At 68.0% G+C, this 11,388-nt stretch carries 9 protein-coding genes; 5 read left to right on the top strand and 4 right to left on the bottom strand.

Going from position 1 to position 11,388, the window contains the following annotated elements; all coding sequences use genetic code 11:
* The first annotated feature begins 3 nt into the window (after positions 1-3).
* Complete coding sequence (locus tag HNP48_RS34670; RefSeq protein ID WP_184866139.1) at positions 4-2,244, top strand: TPR end-of-group domain-containing protein; 2,241 nt, start codon at positions 4-6, stop codon at positions 2,242-2,244.
* Between the two features lie 22 nt (positions 2,245-2,266).
* On the opposite strand, the gene HNP48_RS34675 is transcribed toward HNP48_RS34670, so the two are convergent.
* The gene (locus HNP48_RS34675; protein WP_184866141.1) at positions 2,267-3,166 is read right to left on the bottom strand and encodes a LysR substrate-binding domain-containing protein; all 900 of its coding nucleotides are present in this window, start codon (positions 3,164-3,166) and stop codon (positions 2,267-2,269) included.
* A gap of 74 nt (positions 3,167-3,240) precedes the next feature.
* On the opposite strand from HNP48_RS34675, the gene HNP48_RS34680 reads away from it, so the two are divergent.
* Positions 3,241-3,915 carry a pyridoxamine 5'-phosphate oxidase family protein gene (locus HNP48_RS34680; protein WP_409362598.1) on the top strand — a complete coding sequence of 225 codons (675 nt, stop codon included), beginning with the start codon at positions 3,241-3,243 and terminating at the stop codon, positions 3,913-3,915.
* A 51-nt stretch (positions 3,916-3,966) separates the two neighbouring features.
* Here the strand turns inward: HNP48_RS34680 and HNP48_RS34685 are convergent, their stop codons facing one another.
* Positions 3,967-6,753, bottom strand: coding sequence for a di-heme oxidoredictase family protein (locus HNP48_RS34685; protein WP_260420499.1), 2,787 nt, complete (start codon positions 6,751-6,753; stop codon positions 3,967-3,969).
* Positions 6,754-7,209: 456 nt separating this feature from the next.
* Here HNP48_RS34685 and HNP48_RS34690 point away from each other — a divergent pair, with 456 nt between their 5' ends.
* A complete protein-coding gene (locus tag HNP48_RS34690; protein WP_184866147.1) occupies positions 7,210-8,043 on the top strand; it encodes an aldo/keto reductase in 834 nt (277 codons plus the stop codon).
* A 5-nt stretch (positions 8,044-8,048) separates the two neighbouring features.
* On the opposite strand, the gene HNP48_RS34695 is transcribed toward HNP48_RS34690, so the two are convergent.
* Complete coding sequence (locus HNP48_RS34695) at positions 8,049-8,714, bottom strand: hypothetical protein (protein ID WP_221480464.1); 666 nt, start codon at positions 8,712-8,714, stop codon at positions 8,049-8,051.
* Positions 8,715-8,797: 83 nt separating this feature from the next.
* Positions 8,798-9,775: a LysR substrate-binding domain-containing protein gene (locus HNP48_RS34700; protein WP_184866151.1), complete on the bottom strand. Its 978-nt coding sequence runs from the start codon at positions 9,773-9,775 to the stop codon at positions 8,798-8,800.
* 145 nt (positions 9,776-9,920) lie between these two features.
* On the opposite strand from HNP48_RS34700, the gene HNP48_RS34705 reads away from it, so the two are divergent.
* The gene (locus HNP48_RS34705) at positions 9,921-10,670 is read left to right on the top strand and encodes a sulfite exporter TauE/SafE family protein (RefSeq protein ID WP_184866154.1); all 750 of its coding nucleotides are present in this window, start codon (positions 9,921-9,923) and stop codon (positions 10,668-10,670) included.
* A 124-nt stretch (positions 10,671-10,794) separates the two neighbouring features.
* The gene (locus HNP48_RS34710) at positions 10,795-11,232 is read left to right on the top strand and encodes a cupin domain-containing protein (protein WP_260420500.1); all 438 of its coding nucleotides are present in this window, start codon (positions 10,795-10,797) and stop codon (positions 11,230-11,232) included.
* Positions 11,233-11,388: the final 156 nt, after the last annotated feature.

Below are 11,388 nucleotides of genomic sequence, written 5' to 3' on the forward strand. Positions count from 1 at the left end.
TCCATGTCCCAACCTGTCGCCCTCATCGCCCGCGTCCCGCTGACCGAAGCGGACTTCAAGAAATTCCTGCGCAGCAAGGCCGCCGGCCTGCTGGCCGACTGCATTGCCGACGAGCTGATGCGGCCCTCCAATGCCTACCCGGTGTTCCGCTACCTCAAGCCGGAGCAGGCGCTGTTCGCTTTTTTCTATTTCAACCACGGCAATGCCGCATTCCTGCGGGAATCCCGCGAATGGCAGGCCTTGCAGCAGCTGGCGGCGCATGCCGACGGGCCGGGCGGCTTCGTGCTGCACAGCCTGGATGCGCTGAACTTGTTCGACGACACCGTTGCCGCCTACCAGGTGGTGGACGGGCGCTGCATGGAAACACCGCTGGCGCAGGTCCACGGGCTCGACCAGCCGGCATTCCTCAAGGAATGCCAGAAGCACTTCTTTCGTGCCACCGAAGTCCACTTCGCGCTGCAGTTGCCCAAAGGCCGCATCGTGGACAAGTCCATTGCCAAGCGCAGCCTGGCGCGCGTCGAGGCGCAGCGCATCGAGCGCCTGGCCGACAGGCTGCACGAGGCGAGCTTCGTGCAGCCGATGCACCTCTTCGGCGACTACTTCTTCAACGGGCAGTGCGTCTACCACAAGGCCGGCGACATCACGCCACTGCCCGAGATCGATGCCGCGAGCTTCCGCCCTGCCGCATGGGGCGGCACCGATGCGCGGCACGCCGTTGTCGCAAGGCAGGTCCTGCAGGTGGATGCCGCCAGCTTCCGGATGCTGCAGAAGGGAGAAACGGAGTTCTACAAGGACCAGGCGCAGGTGTTCTCCACCGACTTCCATGGCGAGGCGCAATGGCCCCGGCAATTGCGGCGCATGCCCCAGGCCGATGCGCCCAGCTTCAAGCTCCGGGGCGATTTCCTGGCCGAGGACGCGCACCACTTCTACTTTCGCGGCAAGGTGGTGCCGCGTGCCGACATCGGCACCTGCCGGGTCGAGCCCGCTGGCTACTTCCATGACCTCAAGCTGCTCGTGGGCGAGCATGCCGTGTACCTGGGCGCGGACCGCCTGCCGCTCGATGCCGCGAGCTTCCGGCTGGAGCACGACCTGCCGGTGGAGGGCACAGGCATCGCATTCGTCAACGCCTATGTGGTCGGTGATGCCAGCGGGCGCTACCTGCTGGATCGCGAGCATTTGCCGACCGGTCGATTCGGCGGCGTGCGGCTCACACCCGTGGCGGATCTGGCGGCGGCGCAGGCGCTGCTGGCACAAGTGGCGCAGGTCTACCGCGAGCGCAACGAACCCCGGCAAGGCCGGCCATCGATGCCCGCCTCGGCAAGCCCGGACGACCGCGCGGCCTCGGGCGCTTATGCAGACCTGTTTGCGCGTTGGGCCGGCGAGCACTTCGATGCCGAATACGCACGGGATCGGCTGGATGCCGATGGCGCGCTGTACCGCGATGTCAACAACTACTTCCATGCGCTGTTCCAGCTGGGCCGGCCAGCCGAGGTGATTGCCTTTTATCCGCGCATAGAGGCTACGGCCTGGCTCAATCCCTACCTGTTTCACCACACCGCCTGCAGCTATGCCGCCCTGGGCCGTGTGCAAGAGGCTCTGCAGGAGGTGCGCCGGGCCGTGGACTATCGCTATCCGCACCTCGACAGGCTCTGGCAGGACCCCGATCTGTCGGTACTGCACCAGCACCCCGACTTCCAGGCCATGGCCGAGCAGGCACGGCAGACCTCCACGCCCCAGGCGTCGCCGCAACTGCTGGACTCCATCCTGGAAATGCCGCCCATCGACGGGCAGCACGGCACCCGGTCGCTGGGGGGATTTCTGCGCCGGCTGGCACTTGGCACTTCGTTCGCGCCCGGGGCCAACGTGCAGGACCCGGTGCGCGACAACAAGCTGCGGCAGGTCTTCACACGCTACCTGAACCACCACCTCGTGGAGGGCACGGCCTCCAGGTCCTATGCCCGCAACTCACCCAACCAGGGCGATTTCTACCTGGCATACCGCGAGCACCCTTACCTGCATCCGCTTGCCCACTGGAAGCGCTTCGAGGGCACGTACGCAGCGGCACATTCCTATGCCAACATCGTGGATGCGAATGCCATCGTGGCCGCGGCCCAGTCGCTGCTGCCCACCCTGAAAGCTGCAGTCGCTGCGGCGCAGGCGGCGGGCGATGCCGAGGTGCTGGCCGACATCGCGCGCGAACGTGAATGCAATGGCTTCTTCCGCCATGTGATGGCGCAGGGCTGACCTGCGCTGCCTGCCCGGGCCGTCATGCGAGGGGCTGCATCTGTGCCTGCAGCCACTGCGCGAAGCACTGCGCCTCGGGCGTGGCGTCCGGTGCCAGGCCATAGTAGTGGCGCGTGAGCGGCAGGCGCAGCGCGGGCAGGGGGCAGACCAGGCGGCCGGCGGCCAGGTCGTGGGATACCAGCGAGGCCGGGGCCAGCGCAAAGCCCAGGCCATCGAGCGCGGCCTGCAGCACGAAGTGCAGGTGGTCGAACTGCAACTGGCCTGCGGGCCGCAGGCGAGGGGCTCCCACCTGGCGCTTCCAGTGGTCCCAGTCGTCGGGGCGCGAGCGCGACCACAGCAGCACATGGGCCGCCAGGCCGCGCGGCTCTGCCACCGGGGCGGTGGCGAACAGGGCGGGCGTGCCCACGACAAGTGCCTCGTCCTGCATGAACGGCTGGACCGCGATGGACGGGGGCCAGCCCGCGCTGCGGCCGCGGCGGATCGCCACGTCGAAGGGCTCGCTGGCCTGGTCGGGTGAGACCGTGCTGGTGACCACCCGGGGCGCGATGCCCGGGAACTGCGCCACGAAGTCCGGCAGGCGGGGAATCACCCAGCGCACGGCGAACGAGGGCCGCACATTGATGCTCACCGTGCGTGCCGAGGCGCTTTCTTCTTCTGCCATCAGCGCCCGTGCCGCGGCGCCGATCTGTTCCAGCGCAGGGGCCACCTCGGCAAAGAAGCGCTGCCCCTCGGGCGTGAGCGAGACCTGCCGCACGCGCCGCTCGAACAGGGCCACGCCCAGGAATTCCTCGAGCGCCTTGACCTGCCGGCTGATGGCACCGTGCGTCACGAACAGCTCGGCCGCGGCCTGCGTGAAGCTCTGGTGGCGTGCCGCGGCCGCAAAGGCGCGCACGGCATTGAGCGGGGGCAGACGGGTGGTCATGCGTGTGATTTTCTCACGCATGGCAGGCCGTAAACTCGTTTGTCGCTGGCGGTGCGGCGCTGCAACATGGCGGCATGCCCACCGCACTTCCCATCCCTTTTTCGGAGCCTGCCTTGACCGCTGCCACCGTCGCCGAGACCGCCCACTCCATCGAAAGCATCGCCCAGCTCGAAGCCCTGTTCGGCACGCCCGGCGAGGCCTCGCTGTCCAAGGAGGTGCCCTATGTGCACCCCTCGTACCGGGCCATGATCGAGGCGTCGCCGTTTGCCGTGCTGGCCACTTCGGGGCCGGGCGGGCTCGATGCCTCGCCGCGCGGCGACGCACCGGGCTTTGTGCAGGTGCTGGACGAGCGCACCCTGCTGCTGCCCGAGCGGCGTGGCAACAACCGTGTGGACAGCCTGCGCAACATCGTGGCCGACCCGCGCGTGGCGCTCTTGTTCCTGATCCCCGGCGTGGGCGAGACGCTGCGGGTCAATGGCCGCGCCCGCATCACCACGGCGCCCGATCTGATGGAACGTTTTGTGGTCGGCGGCCAGCCGCCCAAGTGCGTGGTGCGCATCGCGGTGGAGTCGGTGTACTTCCAGTGCGCACGCGCCATCCTGCGCTCGCGGCTGTGGGAGCCGGTGGACCCCGAGGCGCCGCGGCCTGTGCCCACGCCTGGAGCCATTCTCTCGGCTATCAGCCAGAGCTTCGACGGCGCTGCCTATGACCAGGCGCTGCCCGAGCGGCAGCGCACGACCCTCTACTGAAACGAAAAGGCCGCCGCAGGCGATGCGCCTGCGGCGGCCTCCAGGGCTGGATCACAGCGACCGCAGGAAGGCCAGCAGCGCCTCGCGGTCGGCCGTAGGCAGGGCCTCGAATCGGCGGCGTGCCGCATCGGCTTCGCCACCGTGCCACAGCACGGCCTCGGTCAGCGTGCGTGCGCGGCCATCGTGCAGGTAGCCCACCTTGGCGGCCTGGCCGGCGCCCATCACCTTTTCGGTATAGCCAATACCCCACAGCGGCGCGGTGCGCCACAGCGCGCCCGTGGCCTGGCCCTGGGTGAAGTTGTCGGCCAGCTCGGCACCCATGTCGTGCAGCAGCAGGTCGGAGTAGGGCTTGATGGTCTGGTTGCGCAGTTCGGCGAACAGGTGGCCCGAGCCGGTTTTCATCTCGGCCGTGTGGCAGGCCACGCAGCGCAGGCTGTCGAACAGCCTGGCGCCCAGGGCGACCTGTTGCGGGTTCACGCGGTGCTCATCGAGCGGCGCCACGCCGCGGGGAAAGCCGCTTTCCAGGCTGCGCTGGGCGGGCACGGCGACCAGGGCCAGGTAGTTGGAGATGGAGGCCAGATCGGCCTCGCTGATGCCGGCCTTGCGCACGCCATTGGCGCAGGCGGTCGGGCCGTAGTTGCAATCGCGCGAGGGGTAGACGGTGGAGGTGACCGACATGTCTTGCAGCAGCGCCGTGGAGGCCTGCTGGCGCAGCGTGGCCTTGGAGGCCTTCCAGCCGAAGCGGCCCAGGCGCACGGCACTGCTCTCGGGGTCGTACACGTAGTTGGGCACGCCCTTGACGCCATCGGCATCGGGCACGCTGCGCGCTCGGGCCAGGATGTCGGCCTCGGGCACGGCTTCGAGCAGGCCCATGCCGATCATGGGCGGCGCGGCGCGCAGCGAGTGCACGGCCGGCACCGGGCCGTCGAAGCCGAGCACGGGCTTGCGCAGCTCCACCACCGTGCCATCGGCCAGGCGCACGTTGCGCGTCTCGAATTTGGCCACGCGCACGCTGTTGCCCCAGTCCTGCGCTTCGCCGGTGGCGGAGCGCGCGTTCATCTGCAGCACGCTGCCGTAGCGGGGGTGCGGCTGCTGCAAGCCGCCATCCCCCAGGCTGGCGGTCTGCAGCGACATGCTGTCCAGGCGCTGGTTGACCTGGGTGGGGGCTGGGCTGCGGCCGTTGTTCACGTGGCAGGCCACGCAGGCCGACTGGTTGAAGTGCGTGCCCTGCAGCTTGGCGGCAGGCAGGTAGGGGTCGTTGCCGGGCTCGCTGTGGGCGCCGGTGTCGAAGCTGGTGTGGATCAGCCGGCGGCCCTCGACGAAGCGCTGCATGTTCTGCATGCCGACGTTGTTGAACGGCTGCTGGAACATCGAGGCGCCGTTGTCCGAGTAGTTGTACGAGACCGAGCCCGTGCCGCCCGACAGCGTGGCCACGGGCAGGGGGGCCGAGTTCAGACGCGGCTGCACGCCGTACCAGGGCACCAGGCCCGTGCCCATGACGTAGAGCCATTCGGCCGAGTAGTAGCGGATGCCGCCGTTGTCGCCCTTGGCGGCCATGGACTCGCGGGTGCTGAACATGGCGGGAGAGACTTCGATGGCATCGCCCACCACGAGGGCGCGTGAGGGCACGTTGGTGCCGTTGGGCAGGCCATCGGCGCCCAGGCCGCCGTGGCCCGGGTACTCCTTGATGCGCAGCGTGCAGGGGCCATTGATGCCATCAGGGCTGGCCAGGCGGCCGTTGGCCGGGTAGGGCGTGGGCGCGCAGACCTTGACGTTGCGGTCCACCAGTTCGCCCGGGTTCATCCAGCCGTAGCCCGTGACGCCGGGGCGGTCGAAGGCGCGGAAGAAAGCCGTGTCGCCCGGCAAAAAGTCCACTGTGGTGTAGCGGTTGACCACCAGCATGGGCTTGGTGACGCCGGCCACGCGGCTGTTGTCGATGATCTCCATGCCCCAGGTGCGGTTCTGGAAGTACTGGGTCACGAAGGTCAGGTGGGCACCGGGGCCCTTGTCCACCGGGGCACCCGTGACCGGGTTCACCGTGTCATTGGGGCCGAAGCCGATCTCGTTCCACTCCTCGCCGCGCTCGCGGCCATGGCGGCCCAGGGCGCGCGCGCCGAAGCGGGTCACCAGCGTGCCATCGGCCAGGCGGAACTGCGTCATTTCGGCAGGTTCTGCAGCGGCGGGCAGGGGCGCCAGGCCCTGGCCATTGGCGGGGTAGCGCCAGGCCGAGGTGCTGCCCACGCCCTGGGTGTTGTCGGTGCCCGGGGTCTTGAACTCGACCTCGAACAGCGAGTAGCCATAGCCGCCGGCACGCGCCACGCCCTGCAGGCGCAGGTAGCGTGCGCTCATGCCCAGGTTCAGGAATTCTTCGGTGCCGCCCTTGCCGTTGGTGACGTAGCGGATCTGCGTCCAGCTCTCGCCGTCCTGCGAGACCTGCAGCGCGTACTCCTTGCCATAGGAGCGCTCCCACACCAGTTTCATGTAGCCCACGTCGACCTTGGCGCCGAAGTCGAACTGGATCCAGGCATCATCGACGAAGGTGCTGCCCCAGCGGCTGTTCGGGTTGCCGTCGATGGCCGCGCTGGCCGACATGCCGGGGTTTTCCACGGCGGAGGAGGTGGCCTTCACCGGCTTGATCGCCACGCCCGGCTGGATGGGCGCCGCGGCAGCCACCTCGTAGGCGGACTTGTGCTGGACGTAGACGACGTTGGACGAAGACTGCGACGCCTCCTGCCCGCTGCCGCCGCTTTCCGGGCTACCGCCGCCGCAGGCCGCCAGGCCCAGCGCCAATGCGCTCAGGGCACCCCATCGCGCACCGTGGTGCGCGCGCTGCTTCATCGTGTGTTCCATGTTGATCCCACCCCGCATCCGTGTGCGTTTGTTGTGGGCAAATCATAGGCATGCAGACCATCGCGCCGCCTGTCGCAGTTGCGTGGACGCCTCAGTTAATTTGCATTAATTAATTGCTAAACGTGTGCAAACGTATCGGCCAATGGCGCATGGGAGGACCTCGTCCATCAGGGCGTGGCTTGGGCTATGGATCCTCCCTGTTTTGGGGCGGTTGCATATGGATGCACTTTCGCCGGCAGCACGGAAATATTTCATTTGGCAGCCCATCGCGTTGATGGCAGGTAGCCGCATGCCGTCTCTTCGTTCAAACGGGTTCGCTTCCAGGAGGTGGGCTGGCGCTGTTGGGCGAGCGTGAGCAGCCAATTGGCATGCGTGCGAAGATGCCTGGCAAGCCGCATGCAGCGGATCCAACCTCCCCCACCGCCAGACTCCAGGAACCCCACAATGACCCAGCCGCATCCTTCCCTGCCACTCAATGATGGCCGCTCCATCCCCCAACTCGGCCTGGGCGTCTGGCGCACCCCGGCCGATACCACCGCGCAGGCCGTGCAGGCCGCGCTCGCCGCGGGCTACCGGCACATCGATACGGCGGCCATCTATGGCAACGAGGGCGGGGTGGGCGAAGGCCTGCGCGCCAGCGGCGTGGCGCGCGAGGAGGTGTTCATCACCACCAAGCTGTGGAACGCGGAGCAGGGCTTCGACAGCACGCTGCGCGCCTTCGACGCCAGCATGCAGCTGCTGGGCCTTGATGTGCTCGACCTGTACCTGATCCACTGGCCATGCCCTTCGCGCGAGCTGTATGTGGACACCTGGCGCGCCTTCATCCGCCTGCGCGAGGAAGGGCGCGTGCGTTCCATCGGGGTCTCGAATTTCGAGCCCGAGCACCTGGACCGCATCGTGCAGGAGACGGGCATCAAGCCCGCGCTCAACCAGATCGAGCTGCACCCGCGCTTTCAGCAGCACCGGCTGCGCGGCTACCACGCCACCCACGGCATCGCCACGCAGGCCTGGAGCCCGCTGGGCCAGGGCCAGTTGCTGGAGGATGCGGGCATCCAGGCCATTGCCAGGAAGCACGGCAAGACGGCTGCCCAGGTCGTCGTGCGCTGGCACATCGAGATGGGCCATGTGGTGATTCCGAAGTCGGTGAACGCCGGGCGCATTGCCGAGAATGCGGGCGTGTTCGACTTCGCGCTGGATGCGCAGGACATGGCGGCCATCGCCAGGCTGGACCAGGCCGAGGGGCGCATCGGGCCCAACCCGCTGACCGCGGCGTTCTGAGCGCGCTATGGCAGGACCGGGGGATCGCGCTCCCTCGCGGAGGTGGCCGAGCGCAGCTTGCGCTCGTAGCCATCCATCTCCTTGAACGCGACGATCTCGCGCCCGCGGTACTTCGCATACCCGGCCATGAAGGCCTGCGTGTCGGCATAGGGGCCGGCGACATGGCCGGGCCGCTTGGAGTCGGCGAAGAACCAGGTCTGGCCATCCCGCTGGAACGAGGCCACCCAATGGCGGCGCAAGGTGTTGCCGCGGATGGCCACCGGGTTGAATTCGATCATGACGTAGGCCGGGCGCGAATCCGGGTCCACGGTGCGCAGCGTCTCCACGGCAAAGCGCGCCAGGTCCACGCACACGCCCCGCGGTTCGGCAAAGAAGGCGGCCGGTTCGTGGATGGGCAGGCGCCCGGTGCGGCTGCGCTGGGTTTCGGACAGCAGCATGGCGCGTTGCAGGTCGTACTCGAAGCGCGCACCGATCCAGGCATTGACCTCGGCCGCACCCCTCCAACGCTGCAGGGCTTCGGCGTACGAGGCCGGTGCATCGGCCAGGGCCGTGGTGGCTCGGCCCGGCTCCGGCGCATCCGAGGCCGGGTCGGCGGTGTGGGCGGCATCCGCCAGCGGTGGTCGTGCAGTGCAGCCTGCCGCCAGGCTGCTGGCGGCGGCAATGACAAGCATTCTTCGTTGCATGGCAGGTGTTCCCCGGTTCCTGGGCCGTATGGAGTGGGATGGCGCGCCGAAGGTTCCGCGGGCGGTGGATTTCATGCCGCCTCTGCCGCAAACCCCGAGGCCGCATCGCGCAGGGCCTGTGCCAGCAGCGCCACCTCGGCGTACTGCGCCCCCTTGGCGCGCTGGAACAGGGTGATGGGCGGCAGCGTCCAGCCAAAGCGGTGCGGCACGATGGCCACGCCGGCAATGCGCACCAGCTCTTGCGCAATGTCGGCCGGCACGATGGACACGGCGCGCTCACTGGCCGCGATCAGCTCGCCGATGATCTTGGACGACAGGCTCTCCACATAGGCCTGCGGCGGTGCCACGCCGGCGCGCAGAAAAAAGTCGGTGATCTGCTCGCGCATGGGCGTCTGGCGCGCGCCCAGTACCCAGTTGAGTTCGGCCAGCTCGGGCCAGGACAGCGGGCGCCGCGCCAGGCGCGCCGAGAGCCTGCGGTGGGCGATGAGCCGGGGCTCCTGGTGGTAGAGCACTTCGTGCACCAGCCCGTCCATGTCGAGCACGGCCGAGGCGCGGCCGACCACACAATCGAGCTCGTGCGCGCGCAGGCGTTGCAGCAGGTGGTCGCTGGTGCCTTCGTGGATGCTGACCGTGGCGCGCAGCCCGCGTGGCCGGGTCTGGCCGATGGCGGCAGCCAGCAGGCGCCCCGGCACGAAGGGGATCACGCCGATCTGCAGGTGGGCGGCGCGGCCCACGCTGGCGGCTTCCACATCGAGCGCCCAGTGGCTGAGGTCCTGCAGCATGGTGCGTGCGCGGGCCAGCGCCAGGGTGCCCAGGGCCGTGGGCACCATGCCGCGCGGCTGGCGCTCGAACAGCGGCGCGCCAAAGATCGACTCGACCTCGGCCAGCGCATGCGTGATGGCCGGCTGGCTGGTGGCCATGTGGTGCGCCACGCGGGTGAGCGTGCCGTGGGCCTCGATCTGTTGCAGCAGCACCAGGTGGCGCATCTTCAGGCGCGAGGCCAGGCGGGCCTGCATCGCCTGGGCGGCGTCGATGTCGTGGGGTGGCATGGTGGTCTCGAAAGGCTATGCAAAAAATCGCATGGGTGAATAGTAATTGCTGATGGTTTGCTTATATGGGGCGACCACAATCGACCCCTGCATGCAGGCGCCGTACGGGACGGATGCCAGGCAGCAACAACAGCAGGGGCAGGCAATGGATTCGTCGGTGTTCGTGATCGTGGCGCTGGGTGCGGCGGCGGCAGGCTTTGTGCAGGGCCTGTCGGGCTTTGGCTTCGGCCTCACGGCCATGTCGCTCTGGGCCTGGACGCTGGAGCCGCGCCTGGCCGCGGTGCTGGTGGTCGCGGGCTCGCTCACGGGCCAGGTGCTGGCGGCGTTCTCGGTGCGCCGGGGCTTCGACAAGGTACGGCTGCTGCCCTTCGTGCTGGGCGGCCTTGCCGGCATCCCTATCGGCGTGGCGCTGCTGCCACGGCTGGACATGGAGGCCTTCAAGCTCGTGCTCGGTACGCTGCTTGTGCTGTGGTGCCCGGCCATGCTGCTGGCCAAACAGCTGCCCCGCCTCACGCGCGGCGGCCGGCTGGCCGATGCAGTGGTGGGCATGGCGGGCGGGGTGATGGGCGGCATCGGCGGTTTCACGGGTGTATTGCCCACGCTGTGGTGCACGCTGCGCGGCTGGGACAAGGACGCCCAGCGCGCCGTGATCCAGAACTTCAACCTGGCCATGCTGCTCGTGACCATGGCGGCCTACCTGGCCACGGGCATGGTCACCGCGCCCATGCTGCCCTACCTGGCCGTGGCGCTGCCCGCCATGCTGGTGCCCGTGCTGCTGGGCGCGCGGCTGTACCACGGCATCAGCGAGGCGCGCTTTCGCCAGATCGTGCTGGGCATGCTCACGCTCTCGGGCGTGGCGATGCTGGCGTCGGCGCTGCCGAAAGTGCTGTGGTGAGCGAGCGGGCGGGCGGACGGGCTGCCTTCAGATTCCTGACGGCCTGCACGCACATGCCGCACAAGGCCCTAATATCTCCAGCGGCCTGCAACAGGCATGGCCGTGACAACAACACTGGAGACTTATGAAGAACGCAATCTTTGCATCGGCTGCAGCAGCAGGCACAGCCCTGGTCCTTTCCCTCGCAGCCACGCCCGCTCTGGCCGATGTGTTCACCAAGGAAGAACTCATCAAGGTCAACAAGGAGGCCGCAGGCGGCGGCAAGGGCACCCTGATCGGTGAATACGCCTTCACGCGCGACAAGGCCCTGAAGGACCAGGCGATCAAGGAGATCAGTTGGCTGACCTTGAAGCCCGGCGATTCCATCGGCTACCACAAGCACACGACCAATGAAGATACCTACATCATCATCTCGGGGCGTGGCACCTTCAAGGACAAGGATGGGAAGGATGTGCCGGTGAAGGCTGGGGATGTGACCATTGTGCGCAAGAACGAATCGCACGGGCTGACGAACACGGGTACGGAGCCGCTGGTTTTTGTGGATGTGATTGCGGAGCAGTAGTTGCCTGGCTTTGCTTTGTGCTCTCCGTTTTGACGGCGTGTTTTGATTGAGGGCGGAGGCAGGGATGTGCGCCCGGCGGCGCAGTAACTTTCTCTTGCGTCGCCAAGAGGGTGTAGAAAAAACAAAATACAATCCTGCAGCCTTGATTGAACAGGA

Origin of the sequence: Acidovorax soli (assembly GCF_014207955.1) — a bacterium.
In the GTDB taxonomy this organism is placed as follows: Bacteria; Pseudomonadota; Gammaproteobacteria; order Burkholderiales; family Burkholderiaceae_C; genus Acidovorax; species Acidovorax soli_A.